This is a genomic window from Azospirillum sp. RU38E, assembly GCF_900188385.1.
Taxonomy (GTDB): Bacteria; Pseudomonadota; Alphaproteobacteria; order Azospirillales; family Azospirillaceae; genus Niveispirillum.
The window spans coordinates 97,136-112,341 of sequence record NZ_FZOI01000016.1; the positions used below are offsets into that span (position 1 = coordinate 97,136).

The 15,206-nt window shown below is 62.5% G+C and carries 14 protein-coding genes; 10 read left to right on the forward strand and 4 right to left on the reverse strand.

Annotated elements, in window-relative coordinates; translation table 11 throughout:
- Positions 1–178 precede the first annotated feature (178 nt).
- On the reverse strand, positions 179–2,170 hold the full coding sequence (gene parE / locus CHB97_RS20590) for a DNA topoisomerase IV subunit B (protein WP_089289894.1): 1,992 nt from the start codon (positions 2,168–2,170) through the stop codon (positions 179–181).
- Positions 2,171–2,270: 100 nt separating this feature from the next.
- Between parE and CHB97_RS20595 the strand changes: the two genes are divergently transcribed.
- Entirely contained in the window at positions 2,271–2,669 is a 399-nt protein-coding gene (locus CHB97_RS20595; protein WP_089289895.1) for an acyl-CoA thioesterase, read from the forward strand.
- Positions 2,670–2,759: 90 nt separating this feature from the next.
- On the opposite strand, the gene ald is transcribed toward CHB97_RS20595, so the two are convergent.
- Positions 2,760–3,869 carry an alanine dehydrogenase gene (ald, locus tag CHB97_RS20600; protein WP_089289896.1) on the reverse strand — a complete coding sequence of 370 codons (1,110 nt, stop codon included), beginning with the start codon at positions 3,867–3,869 and terminating at the stop codon, positions 2,760–2,762.
- Between the two features lie 129 nt (positions 3,870–3,998).
- Here ald and CHB97_RS20605 point away from each other — a divergent pair, with 129 nt between their 5' ends.
- Positions 3,999–4,469 (forward strand): Lrp/AsnC family transcriptional regulator, encoded by a 471-nt coding sequence (locus tag CHB97_RS20605; protein WP_089289897.1) that lies wholly within the window; start codon positions 3,999–4,001, stop codon positions 4,467–4,469.
- A gap of 3 nt (positions 4,470–4,472) precedes the next feature.
- On the opposite strand, the gene CHB97_RS20610 is transcribed toward CHB97_RS20605, so the two are convergent.
- Positions 4,473–4,733 carry a phage tail protein gene (locus CHB97_RS20610; RefSeq protein ID WP_089289898.1) on the reverse strand — a complete coding sequence of 87 codons (261 nt, stop codon included), beginning with the start codon at positions 4,731–4,733 and terminating at the stop codon, positions 4,473–4,475.
- Between the two features lie 716 nt (positions 4,734–5,449).
- Between CHB97_RS20610 and gap the strand changes: the two genes are divergently transcribed.
- From gap to CHB97_RS20635, 5 genes are all read left to right on the forward strand, one after another.
- Positions 5,450–6,457, forward strand: coding sequence for a type I glyceraldehyde-3-phosphate dehydrogenase (gene gap / locus CHB97_RS20615; protein ID WP_089289932.1), 1,008 nt, complete (start codon positions 5,450–5,452; stop codon positions 6,455–6,457).
- Between the two features lie 113 nt (positions 6,458–6,570).
- The gene (locus tag CHB97_RS20620; RefSeq protein WP_089289899.1) at positions 6,571–6,804 is read left to right on the forward strand and encodes a DUF3126 family protein; all 234 of its coding nucleotides are present in this window, start codon (positions 6,571–6,573) and stop codon (positions 6,802–6,804) included.
- A gap of 161 nt (positions 6,805–6,965) precedes the next feature.
- On the forward strand, positions 6,966–8,087 hold the full coding sequence (gene dprA, locus CHB97_RS20625; RefSeq protein ID WP_089289900.1) for a DNA-processing protein DprA: 1,122 nt from the start codon (positions 6,966–6,968) through the stop codon (positions 8,085–8,087).
- Positions 8,088–8,136: 49 nt separating this feature from the next.
- Entirely contained in the window at positions 8,137–10,881 is a 2,745-nt protein-coding gene (topA, locus tag CHB97_RS20630; protein WP_089289901.1) for a type I DNA topoisomerase, read from the forward strand.
- Positions 10,882–10,996: 115 nt separating this feature from the next.
- On the forward strand, positions 10,997–11,518 hold the full coding sequence (locus tag CHB97_RS20635) for a hypothetical protein (protein WP_089289902.1): 522 nt from the start codon (positions 10,997–10,999) through the stop codon (positions 11,516–11,518).
- Positions 11,519–11,532: 14 nt separating this feature from the next.
- Here the strand turns inward: CHB97_RS20635 and CHB97_RS20640 are convergent, their stop codons facing one another.
- A complete protein-coding gene (locus CHB97_RS20640) occupies positions 11,533–13,089 on the reverse strand; it encodes a DUF3369 domain-containing protein (RefSeq protein ID WP_160106095.1) in 1,557 nt (518 codons plus the stop codon).
- Between the two features lie 234 nt (positions 13,090–13,323).
- Between CHB97_RS20640 and CHB97_RS20645 the strand changes: the two genes are divergently transcribed.
- The 3 genes from CHB97_RS20645 (at position 13,324) to accB (ending at position 15,182) form a co-directional block, all read left to right on the forward strand.
- Entirely contained in the window at positions 13,324–14,109 is a 786-nt protein-coding gene (locus CHB97_RS20645) for a DsbA family protein (RefSeq protein ID WP_089289904.1), read from the forward strand.
- Positions 14,110–14,219: 110 nt separating this feature from the next.
- Positions 14,220–14,684 carry a type II 3-dehydroquinate dehydratase gene (aroQ, locus tag CHB97_RS20650; protein WP_089289905.1) on the forward strand — a complete coding sequence of 155 codons (465 nt, stop codon included), beginning with the start codon at positions 14,220–14,222 and terminating at the stop codon, positions 14,682–14,684.
- Positions 14,685–14,714: 30 nt separating this feature from the next.
- Positions 14,715–15,182 (forward strand): acetyl-CoA carboxylase biotin carboxyl carrier protein, encoded by a 468-nt coding sequence (gene accB, locus CHB97_RS20655; RefSeq protein ID WP_089289933.1) that lies wholly within the window; start codon positions 14,715–14,717, stop codon positions 15,180–15,182.
- The last annotated feature ends 24 nt before the right edge of the window (positions 15,183–15,206 follow it).

A 15,206-nucleotide genomic window follows, 5' to 3' on the forward strand; every position in this document is an offset into this window, starting at 1 on the left:
TGCGGTGCAAGCCAAGCTGCCGGATGGCAGCGCCCGGCGCATGAGGGAACGCAAAATCTCCCTGGATCGGTCACGATCAAGGAAGATTGGTATCAGCTGAAAATTTTTTCGTTGTCTTGTTCGTGATAGCCCCATCCTCTCAGGCGTTGGAGCCGCCTACAATCCCGGACCGGTTCAATCACACATCCAAATCCTGCGCGAATTTCGCGTTCTCGGTGATGAATTTAAAGCGCAGTTCCGGCTTGCGGCCCATCAAGCTTTCCACCAGGGACTTGGTGGATTCCACATCATCCTTCTGGTCCGGGTCGCGCAGGTCGGGCACCACCACGCGCAGCAACATGCGCTTTTTCGGGTCCATGGTGGTTTCCTTCAACTGGGCCGGGGGCATTTCTCCCAAGCCCTTGAAGCGGCTGATCTCGATCTTGCCCTTCACATTCTTGAAGGTGCTGCGCATCAACTCGTCCTTATGCGCGTCGTCACGCGCATACTGCACCTTGCCACCGCCGGCGATGCGATAGAGCGGGGGCAGGGCCAGATAAAGATGCCCTTGCTGGATCAGGGCCGGCATTTCCCGATAGAAGAAGGTCATCAGCAGCGACGCGATGTGCGCCCCGTCCACATCAGCGTCGGTCATGATGATGACGCGTTCATACCGAAGCTTGTCGACGCTGAAATCCTTGCCGGTGCCACAGCCCAGCGCCTGGGCCAGATCGGCCAGTTCCTGGTTGCCGCGCAGCTTGTCCACGCTGGCCGAGGCCACGTTCAGGATCTTGCCGCGCAGGGGTAGGATGGCCTGGGTTTCGCGCGAGCGGGCCTGTTTGGCCGAACCGCCGGCCGAATCGCCCTCAACGATGAAAATCTCGGTATCTTCCGCACTCTGGCGCGAACAATCGGCCAGCTTGCCGGGCAGGCGCAGGCGGCGGGTGGGCGTCTTGCGCGCCATCTCCTTCTGTGCCTTCTTGCGCGCCCGCTCATCCGCCTTTTCGATCAGTCGTTCAATCAAGGCCTTGGCGGCATCGGGGGAGCCGGAAAGCCAATGGTCGAAATGATCCTTGATGGCGGCGTCGGTCAGCTTCTGCGCTTCGGCACTGACCAGCCGTTCCTTGGTCTGACCCTGGAAATGCGGATCGCGGATGAAGACGGAAAGCAGCACCATCGCCCCTTCCATCACATCATCAGCGGTGATGGTGGCGGCGCGCTTATTGCCCAGCAGGTCGCCATAGCCCTTGATGGCGCGGGTCAGCGCCCCGCGCAGGCCCTGTTCATGCGTGCCGCCCAGCGGCGTGGGGATGGTGTTGCAATAGGTGTGGCTGAAACCTTCATCATCTTCCGGCCAGGCCACCGCCCATTCCACCCGTCCGGCATCGCCGGGGAAATCCGCCTGCCCGGCGAACGGGTTGGGCGTAACGGTGGCGCGGCTTTTCAGGCTGCCGGTCAGATAATCCAGCAGGCCGTTGGGGAAATGCAGCACCTCTGCCGCCGGCACCTCACTGCCCGGCGGCAACAGGCTGGCATCACAGCTCCAGCGGATTTCCACGCCACGGTAAAGATACGCCTTGGAGCGGCAGAGCCGGTAAAGCCGTTCCGGCTTGAACTGCGCATCGGCGCCGAAAATCTCCGCATCCGGGTGGAAGCTGACCGTGGTGCCGCGCCGATTCTGCACCGCCCCGCCGCTGGTCAGCGGCCCCAGCGGTACCCCGCGGGAGAAGTTCTGCACCCAAAGCTGACGGTCGCGCGCCACCTCCACATGCAGCCGATCGGACAGGGCATTCACCACGGCGGAGCCGACGCCATGCAGACCGCCAGAGGTGGCATAGACCTTGCCAGAGAATTTGCCGCCGGAATGCAGGGTGGTGAAAATCACCTCCAGCGCAGACTTGCCAGGATATTTGGGATGTTCATCGGTGGGGATGCCGCGCCCATTGTCGCGCACCGTCACCGTGCCATCGGCGGCAAGGTCCAGTTCGATGCGGTTGGCGTGTCCCGCCACCGCCTCGTCCATGGCGTTGTCCAGCACCTCCGCCACCAGATGGTGCAGGGCGCGTTCATCGGTGCCGCCAATATACATGCCGGGACGGCGGCGCACGGGTTCCAGCCCCTCCAGAACTTCGATGTCCTGGGCGGAATAGCTGTCCTGCTTGACGGCGGTATTCTGAAAAAGGTCGCTCATGCCCCATTATAGGGAGGGGGAACGCCAAGGTTCAAGGAGATGCAGTATCTCCGAACGATATATGCCACCATATTTTGTAGCTTGCCCTGGGAGGGCAGAGATGTCTGAGCGAGTTCCCGATTTCGACCGCGACGCCCCCGCCTCGCGCACCTTTGCCATGCCGAAGGATTTGAACGGCAATGGCGATGTTTTCGGCGGCTGGGTGATGTCGCAGATGGACTTGGCCGGTGCGGCACCCGCATATCGTCTGGCGCGCGGGCCCGTGGCCACGGTCGGCGTGGAGGCGATGAAGTTCCACCGCCCGGTCAGCGTGGGCGACGAGGTGAATTGCTATACGGAGGTGGAGCGGGTGGGCCGCACCTCCATCCGCGTGCGCATTGATGTGTGGGTGCGCAAGATCGACGGTACGGCCTATAAGGTGACGGAAGGCGTGTTCACCTATGTCGCCATCGATAAGGAGGGCCGCCCGCGCCCGGTGGTGAAACCGGCGGCAGAATGAAAAAAGGCGGGACTCGGGGGTGTGATGCCCCGGTCCCGCCCGCTTTGAAGGCATGGGGGGCCGGCGATTGCCGCCGGCCCCTTCGCCCGATCAGCCCAGCAGGGATTCCGGGCTGACCACCTTGCCCAGATGGGCAATAGCGGGGTGGGTCAATTCACCCTTGGCCACGTTCAGGCCGTTGCGCAGATGCACGTCATCCTTCAGCGCCTGCACCCAGCCCTTGTCGGCCAGCGCCAGCACGAAGGGGGCGGTGGCATTGTTCAGCGCGAAGGTGGAGGTACGGGCAACGGCACCCGGCATGTTGGCCACGCAATAATGGATCACCCCATCCACCACATAGGTGGGGTCGGCATGGGTGGTGGCGTGGCTGGTTTCAAAGCAACCGCCCTGGTCGATGGCGACGTCCACCAGCACGGCACCCTTCTTCATGCGGCTTACCAGTTCGCGGCTGACCACCTTGGGGGCCTCCGCACCCGGCACCAGCACGGCACCGATCACCAGATCAGCTTCCAGCACGGCCTGTTCGATGGTGTCGACATTGGCATAAACGGTGTTCAGGCGGCGGCCGAACTGCTGATCCAACTGGCGCAGCCGGTCCAGCGACTTGTCCAGCACGGTGACATGGGCTTCCAGGCCCATGGCCATGCGGGCGGCATTGGTGCCCACCACGCCACCGCCGATGATGGCCACCTTGGCCGGCGGCGTGCCCGGCACGCCGCCCAGCAGGATGCCGATGCCGCCATAGGATTTTTCCAGGCAATGGGCGCCGGCCTGGATGGACATGCGCCCGGCCACTTCCGACATCGGCGCCAGCAGGGGCAGGCCGCCATTGCGGTCGGTCACGGTTTCATAGGCGATGCAGATGGCGCCCGATTCCTGCAACAGCTTGGCCTGCTCCGGATCGGGGGCCAGATGCAGATAGGTGAACAGCACCTGGCCGGGGCGCAGCATCTTGCACTCGCCGGGCTGCGGCTCCTTCACCTTCACAATCATGTCGGCGCGGGCGAAGATTTCCTCGGCCGTATCGATGATGGTCGCACCGGCGGCGATATACAGATCGTCGGTCAGCCCAATGGCCGTACCGGCATCTTTCTGCACGATCACCTGATGGCCATGCACCACCAGCTGGCGCACGTTACCGGGGATCAGGCCGACGCGATATTCGTGATTTTTGATCTCTTTCGGCACACCGATGAGCATGTTTGTTCTCCCTGTTCGGATGTGCAGAAACGATACGCCTGAAGGCCGGTGAATGTCCTTGCAAAGAGGGCTTGCGTCATGGCCTCATTTCGACGTTTCGTGCATGAAATCATTCATTCGCGGTGGAATATGCGGCCAGCTGATCTGGATGCCATTGATGTCAAGATTCTCACCCATGTTCAGGCTGATGGCCGGATCAGTGTGGCCGACCTCGCGGACAAGGTCGGCCTGTCGCCGTCAGCCTGTCACCGGCGGCTGAAACGGCTGGAAGATGATGGGGTGATCGAAGGCTATGTCGGGCTGGTTAGCCCGGCGGCGCTGGGGCGCGGGACATCGGTCTTTGTGCAGATCACCCTGGACCGGCAGCAGGATCAGGATCTGCGGGCGTTTGAAGCCAAGGTGATGGAAAGTCCGGAGGTGATGGAATGCTATCTGATGGCCGGCGACAGTGATTACATGCTGCGCGTCATGGTGGCTGATGGCAGCGATTATGAACGGCTGCATACCCAGACGTTGACCCGCCTGCCGGGGGTGGCGCGCGTGCGCTCCAGCTTCACCCTGCGCACGGTGGCCAAGCGGACCACTGTGCCGATCCGGTGAAGGTTACCGCTGCTGCGGGAACATTCCCCTGTAGGCGATGATCGGGGTCATGCCGCTGCGGGCTTCAGGGGTTTGCATCAGGTTGGGCAGGGCGAAGGTGGTGTTCTCGCCACTGCCGGGGGTGCCGCCATATTTCCAGCCAATGACCATAAACAGCGCTTCATATTTTTTGACGGGCAATATGGCGCCGTCACATTTCAACCAGCCCTCAGGGATGACCGTGCCGGCGATGTAGCGCGTCTCGCCAATGAAACTGTCACTCATGCTTTCCCCACATCAATAGATATCTCAGCATTTCCGAGTTTAGTGACGATTTATAATGGGAAACAAGAAAAATTCAATCAAAGAGTTAATATGTTGACATATAAGCAATTAAAAATCTATGCGAACGGGGTTGGCCCGGTTATAATGCGTTGCCGTCAATCGGTCAGAAACGGCGCAGGATTTGGTATCCGTGTAGCCATGAGCCGCATATCGTTGCGGATTGCGGCATCTTCAAAGCGGGTGGCTCCGCCCTTGTGGTCGGTCGAAAGAACCTTCGCATGGCTCACCCCTTGAATTCCCTTACCGTAACTTGGTGCTCCCGAAGCTGGCCGCTGGAAAGGAAGTGGCGCCCTTGAAGAGAGACAACGTCGCCAAGGGCTCAGTAGTCAATGTGGCCGACGAACAATGCGCGAACGACGGTCAAGGGACGCCGAATGCAAACGGAACACTCAAGGGCGTGAGTAACGCAACCATTCCGTGTTCGGTCATAAAGTCGATATCGCCATCTATGCAGCTACTATGGACCAGCCGGCCAGAGCTGTCCACCGTGCCCCCCAAGCCGAAATGCCGTGCGCATGATGCATGGCGGATTCAGGCGGAAGCGCCTTGTCCCGGGGCACAAGGCGGGCTAATCCGGGTTTACCAAAGGCGTGGGACGCTGTAGGCCATCGATGGGCCGGCCGCTGGGCCGGGGCGTCGTTCAATCGGAGGAAAGCATGGCTGTTAAAGTTGCGATCAACGGGTTCGGGCGTATTGGCCGTCTGGTGCTGCGCGCGCTCTTTGAAAGCGGTCGGACCGATATCGAGGTCGTCGCTATCAACGATCTGGCCGACGCCAAGTCCAATGCCCATCTGCTGAAATATGACAGCGTGCATGGCCGTTTCCCCGGCACGGTGGAGGTCGTGGACGGCAATCTGGTGGTCAATGGCCACACCATCCGTTCCGTGCAGCAGCGCGACCCGGCCCAGTTGCCCTGGGGTGAGCTGGGCGTTGATATCGCCCTGGAATGCTCCGGCATCTTCACCAGCCGCGAAGCCGCTTCCAAGCACCTGACCGCCGGCGCCAAGAAGGTGCTGATCTCCGCCCCGGCCACGGATGAGGATCTGACCGTCGTTTATGGTGTGAACCATGACAAGCTGACGGCCGAACACAAGATCGTCTCCAACGCGTCGTGCACCACCAACTGCCTGGCCCCGGTCGCCTATGTGCTGAATAACGGCATCGGCATCGCCCATGGCTTCATGACCACCATCCACAGCTATACCGGCGACCAGAACACCGTGGACACGTTCCACAAGGATCTGCACCGCGCCCGCGCCGCCGCGCTGAACATCATCCCCACCTCCACCGGGGCCGCCAAGGCCGTGGGCAAGGTGCTGCCGGAACTGAAGGGCAAGCTGGACGGCACCTCGCTGCGCGTTCCGACCCCGAACGTCTCCGTGGTGGATTTCAAGTTCGTCGCCAAGCGCAACACCAGCGTGGAAGAAATCAACCAGCTGATCACCGAGGCCGCCAACGGCCCGCTGAAGGGCATCCTGGGCGCCTATGCGGAGCCGCTGGTGTCCAGCGACTTCAACCATGATGCCCACAGCTCGATCTTCGCGCTGAGCGAGACCAAGGTGATGGAAGGCAATTTCGTGCGCATCCTGTCCTGGTACGACAATGAATGGGGTTTCTCCAACCGCATGGGCGATACTGTCATCGCCATGGCCAAGGCTGGCTGATTGACCCACTGATTTCGGCAGCGGAACGATTTCGTTGCGCTGCCGTAACGGTTGGGCGCCGTCCGTGTCGCGGACGGCGCCCTTGACGTTTCAAGCAACCAACGAGACTAGACATGACCCCCAACGAGATCGCCCGCCTGCAGGCCTATCTCCGCCGTAATTTCGGCAACGAAAAGATCACCGTGAACCCGCCGGCCAAGAAGGGCCAGCCCGTCGAAGTGACGCTGGATGGCGAGTTCATTGGCACGCTGTACCGGGACGAGGAAGATGGCGACGTCTCCTACGCCTTCAACATGTCCATCCTGTCCGAAGACCTGCCGAACATCGCCCCGGCAAAGGGCAAGTAAGATCGGGCTTCACGGCCCCAATGAAGGCCGCCCCTGCCCCCCCTTCCGGGGGAGACAGGTGGCGGCCTTTTTTCTGGCGGATTTGTTCTTGTTTTGATCGCATCGAAATGCGAGAATAGATTACAAGATGATCTTCTTGAATTTCATGTGGTCCCGCCCCGATGCACGCACCGCAAAGCCAGTTCACCCGCCAGGATCGTATGGACTGGCTGCGCCTGATTCGCACAGAAAATGTCGGCCCCATCACCTTTGCCCGGCTGCTTGAACGGTTTGGCACCGCCGCCGCCGCCTTGGCCGCCCTGCCCGATCTGGCCCGCAAGGGTGGGCGGCAACAACCGTTGCGCATTCCCCCCAAGGCAGAGATGGAACGGGAACTGGCAGCGCTGGAAAAACGCGGTGCCCGGCTGATCTGCAAGGGGGAGGCGGAATATCCCCGCCCCCTGGCCAATGTGGATGATGCCCCGCCCGTGCTGACCGTACTGGGCTTCCCTGGCCTGCTGGCGCGGCCCTGTGTGGGCATTGTCGGGGCGCGCAACGCCAGTATCGTCGGGCGCAAGATGGCCGAAAAACTGGCCCATGATCTGGCCGATGCCGGGTTCACCGTCGTGTCCGGTCTGGCACGCGGCATTGATACGGCGGCGCATGAAGGTTCCCTGGCCAAAGGCACCGCCGCCGTGGTGGCCGGCGGGATCGACATCATCTATCCCCCGGAAAATGAAGCGCTTTATCGGGAATTGGCGCAGCGCGGCGCCATCATTGCCGAATCACCGCTCGGCACCGAACCGCAGGCCCGCCATTTCCCCCGCCGCAATCGGCTGATTTCCGGCCTGTCGCTGGGCGTGGTGGTGGTGGAGGCGGCCTTGAAGTCAGGCTCCCTGATCACCGCCCGCTTTGCCGCCGAACAGGGGCGCGACGTTTTCGCCGTGCCGGGCTCACCGCTGGACCCGCGCGCCCAGGGCTGCAACCGTTTGATCAAGGAAGGTGCAGGGCTGGTGGAGACGGCGGAAGATGTGATTCTGGCCCTGCGCAATGCCAGCCTTTCCCCCCTGTCGGAACCGCCCGGCGGCCTCTTCCGGGGTGGCCCCAGCGCCGCACCGGATGAAAAAATGGTGGATAAAGCGCGTGCCATCGTGGTTGAGAGCCTGTCCCCCACCCCGGTTCTGATTGACGAACTGGTTCGCGGCTGCCAATTGTCTGCCGGGGTGGTACTGACAATCCTGCTGGAGTTGGAACTGGCGGGGCGGTTGCAGCGTCATCCTGGCGGGCGTGTCAGCCTGATCTGACCCCCGTTATCCGTATCGTTACTGTATCCCTCGAAAGGCGGGTCGTTCAGTGGCTGGCAGTGTCGTCATCGTCGAGTCCCCGGCCAAGGCCAAGACCATCAACAAATATCTCGGGCAGGATTACACGGTTCTGGCCAGCTTTGGCCATGTCCGCGATCTGCCGCCCAAGGATGGATCCGTCCGTCCTGACGAGGATTTCGAGATGGATTGGGAGTTGGGCGACCGGTCCAAACGCCATGTGGATGAAATCGCCCGTGCCGTGAAGGGCGCTACCCGCGTCTTCCTCGCCACCGACCCTGACAGAGAGGGGGAGGCGATTGCCTGGCACGTCCAGGAACTACTGAAGGAAAAGCGGCTGGCCGGTCGGGAAATCCGCCGCATCACCTTCAATGAGATCACCAAGAGCGCGGTGCTGGAGGCCATCTCCAAGCCGCGCGACGTCGATCAGGAACTGGTTCAGGCCTATCTGGCCCGCCGCGCGCTGGATTATCTGGTGGGCTTCACCCTGTCGCCGGTGCTGTGGCGCAAGCTGCCGGGCAGCCGCTCGGCGGGCCGCGTGCAGTCGGTGGCCCTGCGGCTGATCTGTGAGCGGGAAGCGGAGATCGAGGCCTTCCGCCCGCAGGAATATTGGACCATTGAGGCGGAATTCAAAACCCACGATGGCGCCACCTTCACCGCCCGCCTGACCCAGCTGGATGGCAAGCGGCTGGAAAAATTCAGCCTGACCAACAAGGAACAGGCCGAGGCCGCCCTGGCCCGCATCCGCCCGATGCTGTTCAAGGTGGGCCGGGTGGAACGGCGGGAAGTGAAGCGCAATCCCTATGCGCCCTTCACCACCTCCACCTTGCAGCAGGAAGCCAGCCGCAAGCTGGGCTTCGGCGCCGTGAAGACGATGCGCACGGCCCAGAAGCTGTATGAAGGCGTGGATATTGGCGGTGAGACGGTCGGCCTGATCACCTATATGCGAACCGACGGCGTGTCGCTGAGCCAGGAAGCCATTGACGGTTCCCGCCGCCTGATCGACCAGACCTGGGGTGAGGCTTACGTCCCGGAAAAGCCGCGCATCTACAAGACCGCCGCCAAGAACGCCCAGGAGGCGCACGAGGCGATCCGCCCCACCGACCTGTTCCGCCGCCCGGACCAGATGAGCCGCTATCTCGACAAGGATGAGTTGCGGCTCTATGAGCTGATCTGGAAGCGCACCATGGCCAGCCAGATGGCAAGCGCCATCCTGGATCAGGTGACGGTCGACATCATGAGCAAGGGCGCGGAAGCCGTGTTCCGCGCCACCGGTTCCATCATCCGTTTCGACGGCTTCCTGAAGGTCTATCAGGAAGATAAGGATGATGATGGGGAGGAAGAGGAGAACCGCCGCCTGCCGCCGATGAAGGATGGCGACGACCTGACGCGCGGCAATCTGAAATCTGACCAGCATTTCACCCAGCCCCCGCCCCGCTATACGGAGGCGAGCCTGGTGAAAAAGATGGAAGAGCTGGGGATCGGCCGGCCCTCTACCTATGCGTCGATCCTGCAGGTGCTGCAGGAACGCAATTATGTGCGGCTGGAGAAGCGGCGCTTTGAGCCGGAGGACCGGGGCCGGCTGGTCACCACCTTCCTGGAAAGCTTCTTCAACCGCTATGTGCAGTATGACTTCACGGCGGCGCTGGAAGAGAAGCTGGATGATATTTCCGGCGGCCGCATCTACTGGAAAGATGTGCTGCGCGATTTCTGGCAGCATTTCCGGGGTGCCATCGACGGCACCAAGGATCTGACCATCACCCAGGTGCTGGATGCGCTGGATGAGGCCTTGGGCCCGCATTTCTTCCCCACCCGCGTCGGGGCTGACGGTCAGCCGATCGATGTGCGCGCCTGCCCCACCTGCGGCAGCGGCCGGCTGTCGCTGAAGCTGGGCAAGACCGGCGCCTTCATCGGTTGTTCCAACTACCCGGAATGCCGCTATACCCGCCCCCTGGCGGTGGCTGGGGAAGAGGGCGAGGCCGATGCCGACCGCGAATTGGGCCCCGACCCCGAAACCGGGCTGACGGTGGTGATGAAGCGCGGCCCCTATGGCGTCTATGTGCAGTTGGGTACGGAATCCTCCAAGGAGGTGAAGCCCAAGCGCGTATCGCTGCCGCGCGGCATGGAGCCGCAGGATGTTGACCTGAACAAAGCGCTGGCCCTGCTGTCGCTGCCGCGCAGTGTGGGGATGCACCCTTCCACCGGGATCGAAATCCAGGCCGGCATCGGGCGTTACGGCCCCTATCTGAAACATGGCGACGCTTATAAGAATGTGCCGCCGGATGATGATGTGCTGACCATCGGGCTGAACCGGGCCGTCATATTGCTGGGTGACAATCTGGCCAAGAAGGCGGTGGCCGGACGGGAACTGGGCAACCATCCCAAGGATGGCAAGCCGATCAGCATCGGGTCCGGTCGCTTCGGCCCCTATGTGAAGCATAACAAGCTGTTCGCCAGCATTCCCAAGGCCATGTCGTCGGACGAACTGACGCTGGAACAGGCCGTGGAACTGCTGGCTGCCAAGGCTGCGAAGGACAGTGCCAAGAAGGGCGCCGCCCCGGCGGACGCGGATTCCACCACGGAGGAGAAGCCGAAAAAGGCCCCGGCCAAGAAGGCAACCACCACCAAGGCCGCGACCGCCAAAACCGCGACGGCAAAGGCAGCGGCCCCCAAGCGGGCCAGCGCGGCGAAAGGCGATGCGGCGGCAGCGCCCAAAAAGCCCGCAGCCCCGCGCAAGACGGCCGCCAAGGCGACCAAGGTAAGCGAACCGTTCTGACCCTTTACGGCGATGCGGGGATCATCCCCGCATCGCCGCCTACCCCGGAAGACCGACGGGACAGGGGCGATGCGTCCGTGTAACCTGGACTGACCCCTTCCGCCTAGGAACCGCCATGCGCCCCCTGCCCCTGATATTCTGCTGCTTCCTGACCCTGGCATCGGCACTGCCGACCTTGGCGGCGGATGGTGATGCCGTGGTCGGGGGACAGAACACCGCCGTCAAGCCCGTCAATGGCTGGGTCAGGCTGGATCGTCCGGGGGAGAATGGCAGCACGGTAGCGGCGGCGCCCACAGCCGCCCAGCAATTGCCCATGGTGCCGCTGGCTGGCGAAGCGGCGGCGGATCAGAAGGCCAAATGCCGAGTCCGCAAAACGGTGGAAGCCGGGGTGGCCATGGGCGGGGTCAGCGGCAAATATGTCGGCGCCGAACTGGCCTATGGCAAGGACGATCGTGCCATGGCGGGCGGCTATATGCCCAACCCCTGCCCGGATACGAATTTCAGCATGTCCGTCGCCGTCTCCCAGTCGGATATGGAGCTGAAACGCCGCCATCGCGACCGTTACGATGGCGCCTACGATCCCTATCGCCTGGAACAGGATCGTTATAACGGCATCCCCGGCCCGCTGGACCGCTGACGGACAGGAACTGGTTAGCGCCGGCGTCCGCGTGACTTCATGGCCTGGAAGAAGGCCGTCACCACGGCTGGATCGAACAGGCTGCCCGATCCCTGTTCGATCATGCGCAGCGTCTCTGCCAGCGGCATCGCGTCCCGCCAGCTGCGCTTATGCGTCAGCGCATCATAGACATCAGCCACCGCGACGATCCGGGCGGCCAGGGGAATGGCCTCCCCCCGCAGGCCAGCGGGATAGCCGCTGCCATCCCAGCGTTCCTGGTGGCAGCGGGCAATCGTCGCCCCGAAGGAGAAATAGCTGCTCCCCTCCACCATGCGGGAGGCCTTCTCCAGGATTGCGGCCCCGCGCTCGCAATGCTGTTCCATCAACTGGCGTTCGTCCGCATCCAGGGGCTCCCGCTTGGTAATCACCCGGTCGGGCACGCCCACCATGCCGATATCATACAGCATGGCGCCCATGGCGATCTGGTCCAGAAAATCATCATCGATCACCCCGGCATAGGCGGGGTCGGCGCGCAGAATGAAGGCAATCTCCGTCACTAGCCGCGACAGGCGCAGCACATGGTCGCCGCCGCCCTCTGGATCCTTATACTCCGCGAGCCCGGCCAGGGCGATGACGGCGGCCTTATGGGCCCGCTTCACCTGTTCATAGAGGTGGAGATTGTCAAAACCGATGGTGATCTTGGAGCCCAGCACTTCCGCCAGCTTGCGCTCCAGCCCATCCAGCGGGCGACCGGCATGAACACAGGCTGCCGCATCGCGCCCATCCGCCGTGCGCAGCCAGATAATGACATCGCCATCATCGTAATGATGGGTCCGGGTGCGCAGAACCTCAGCGATTCGCGCCGACAGCAATGGGTCAACGCTGCGCCCCATGGGCAGACCGACCAGACCATGGTGACGCCCGGCCGCAGCCAGGATCTGCGCATCGGCCGCCGTGCTGCCGCGCACAACGCAAACCAGCCCATCACAGGGCAGGTCCAGCACCCGCGCCAATTCCCGCAGCACCGCCTCAGCGAAACTATCGATGGCGCGCAGGGCGAACAGGTTGCCCGAAGCCTCAATGATCCGCTCCATTCCCTTGCGGGAACGGGTCAGTTCCAGAATATGCTCGTAAGAGCGCAGGGCCGCGACCGTGGCCGTGCCCAGCTTCTGCGCCGTCAGCTCCGTCTTGGCCTTGTAATCATTGATATCATAGCCGTGGATGACATCATCCTCCGGCGCCTGTCCCGGCTGGCCAGTGCGCAGGATGATGCGGACCAGATCATTGCCCAAATCCTTGCGGATACGCGGCACCAGACGCAAGCCGGCATCATCGGTTTCCATCACCACATCCAGCAGGATGACGGCGATGCCGGGATCGTTGCTCAACACCCGCAACGCCTCTTCGGCGGAATAGGCGGAGAGAAACTGCGCCGGCCGGCCGCGATAGCTGAATTTCTTCATGACCAGCCGGGTCATGGCGTGAACCTCAGGATCGTCATCGACGATCAGGATCAGCCAAGGGGGCAAGGGCGCTGGCACGACGGAATTGTCCGGCGTTTCTTCCCGAAACAGGAAGGCGTCGTCATTCATGCCCATATCCGTCCCAAATCCCCCCAGAGGGAGAGCGCTTGTTAAAGTTCGCCCGTCCCGAAACCTGTCCCAAAGTTATATCCGTCGGGAACGGATGATCCAACCTATTCCCGCATAGGCCGACATGTTACGCAAGCACCATAAAACAACCGCAAAAAGATGTATTGCTGTTGCAGCGCTGGAGCGGGCACCTCACATGCCTTAACCGACCAGAATCGAAACGGACCCACGATAATGACGCCATTCTCCCTTCGCCGTCTCCGCCCCTTGAAGCGTGCCGGCTGCGCCCTGCCCCTGGTGACCCTGCTGACACTGGGCGGCGTGGCGCCCGGCATGGCTGCCGACAAGCCGCTGGATCGGCAGGCGGTGGAACAGATCGTGCGCGATTATCTGATCGCCAATCCGGAAGTGCTGGTGGAGGCCATGCACGCGCTGGAGGCCAAGGAACAGGCCCAGTCAGAGCAGGCGCAGAAGACCGCACTGACGGCGAATCGTGCCGCCCTGGAGAATAAGGGGCCGGTCGGCGGCAACCCCAAGGGTGATGTCACCCTGGTGGAGTTTTTCGATTACAATTGCGGCTATTGCAAGCGCACCCATCCGGAACGGGTGGAAGCGGTGAAGAAGGATGGCAAGGTCCGTGTCGTCTATAAGGAATTCCCCATCCTCGCCCCCTCTTCCATAGAGGCGGCCAAGGCTGCTCTGGCCGCCAACCGCCAGGGCAAGTATGAGGCGTTCCATACGGCCTTGATGAAGCATGAAGGCCGGCTGGACAGTGATGTCATCCGTGCCACGGCCCGCGATGTTGGCTTGGATATCAAGAAGTTGGAAGCCGATATGGGCGACGCCGCCATCCAGGCGGAAATCGACGCCAATATCGCGCTGGCCCGCGAACTGGGTATTCGCGGCACCCCCGGTTTCGTCATCGGCGACACGCTGGTGCCTGGCGCCATTGAGACCGAACAATTCACCAGCTATTTCGCGGCCGCCCGTGCGGCCAAGAAGGCCGACAAGGCGGGCTGACCTATAGGTAAACCAGGAAACCGGGTGTTTTATCGCGGCCATTGCCCCAATCCATGGCCGTGATATAACCGCCCCGCTTCCTTGTGGTGACAATAGCGGGCGACTGAACTTTGGCGATCCAACCTTCGATTCTTGTCCTGAACGGGCCGAACCTTAACATGCTCGGCACCCGCGAGCCCCAGATCTATGGCGCGGAAACGCTGGACGATGTCGAAACCCTGTGCCAGACAGAGGCAGCCCGCTTAGGTGTGGACATGGATTTCCGCCAGTCCAACCATGAGGGAGAGCTGGTGACCTGGATCCAGGAGGCAAGGGGCGAACATGATGCCATTGTGCTGAATGCTGGCGCCTATACCCACACGTCGGTGGCCATCATGGATGCGCTGTCGGCGGTTGACCTGCCGGTCATCGAGGTTCATCTGAGTAACATCTTCCGCCGCGAGCCGTTCAGACACCATTCCTATGTGTCGATGGTCGCGCGCGGGGTCATATGCGGCCTCGGCTCGCACGGTTATGTTCTGGCACTTCAGGCCGCCTGCCGGCTGATTGATGCCGCGAACCGGCCGGGCGCCTGAGGCAAGCCATTGGATAAGGTTGAGAACACCATGTCGAGCTTCGATCTGGATGCCGAGTTCGTGCGGACCATGGCCAAACTCCTGGAGGAGTCGGGCCTGACGGAAATGGAATATTCGGAAGGCGAACGCCGCATCCGGCTCAGCCGCACGGCCCCTGCTGCGGCCTACCCGGCCGCTTACGCCATGCCGGCCGCCCCGCTGGCCGCCGCACCGGCCACCGCCGCCGCACCGGCCTCTGCCCCCGCCGTGGCCCCTGCCCAGAACCCGAACGCCCTGAAATCGCCGATGGTCGGCACCGCCTATGCCGCCTCTGAACCCGGCGGCACGCCGTTCGTAAAGGTGGGCGATGTGGTGAAGGCCGGCCAGACCGTGCTGATCATCGAGGCCATGAAGGTGATGAACCCGATCAAGGCCGCCAAGGGCGGCACCGTGACCGAGATCCTGGTCTCCGACGCGCAGCCGGTCGAATTCGGCCAGCCGCTGCTGATCATTGAGTGATCGCACGATGAGCGCGAATACCCA

Excerpts from the sequence above, each read along its gene's own strand:
- dprA (WP_089289900.1), top strand. The coding sequence starts at position 6,966 with ATGCACGCACCGCAAAGCCAGTTCACCCGCCAGGATCGTATGGACTGG.
- ald (WP_089289896.1), bottom strand. The coding sequence starts at position 3,869 with ATGCTCATCGGTGTGCCGAAAGAGATCAAAAATCACGAATATCGCGTC.
- CHB97_RS20595 (WP_089289895.1), top strand. The coding sequence starts at position 2,271 with ATGTCTGAGCGAGTTCCCGATTTCGACCGCGACGCCCCCGCCTCGCGC.
- CHB97_RS20620 (WP_089289899.1), top strand. The coding sequence starts at position 6,571 with ATGACCCCCAACGAGATCGCCCGCCTGCAGGCCTATCTCCGCCGTAAT.
- CHB97_RS20645 (WP_089289904.1), top strand. The coding sequence starts at position 13,324 with ATGACGCCATTCTCCCTTCGCCGTCTCCGCCCCTTGAAGCGTGCCGGC.
- CHB97_RS20605 (WP_089289897.1), top strand. The coding sequence starts at position 3,999 with ATGCGGCCAGCTGATCTGGATGCCATTGATGTCAAGATTCTCACCCAT.
- parE (WP_089289894.1), bottom strand. The coding sequence starts at position 2,170 with ATGAGCGACCTTTTTCAGAATACCGCCGTCAAGCAGGACAGCTATTCC.
- gap (WP_089289932.1), top strand. The coding sequence starts at position 5,450 with ATGGCTGTTAAAGTTGCGATCAACGGGTTCGGGCGTATTGGCCGTCTG.
- CHB97_RS20635 (WP_089289902.1), top strand. The coding sequence starts at position 10,997 with ATGCGCCCCCTGCCCCTGATATTCTGCTGCTTCCTGACCCTGGCATCG.
- CHB97_RS20640 (WP_160106095.1), bottom strand. The coding sequence starts at position 13,089 with ATGAATGACGACGCCTTCCTGTTTCGGGAAGAAACGCCGGACAATTCC.
- CHB97_RS20610 (WP_089289898.1), bottom strand. The coding sequence starts at position 4,733 with ATGAGTGACAGTTTCATTGGCGAGACGCGCTACATCGCCGGCACGGTC.
- accB (WP_089289933.1), top strand. The coding sequence starts at position 14,715 with ATGTCGAGCTTCGATCTGGATGCCGAGTTCGTGCGGACCATGGCCAAA.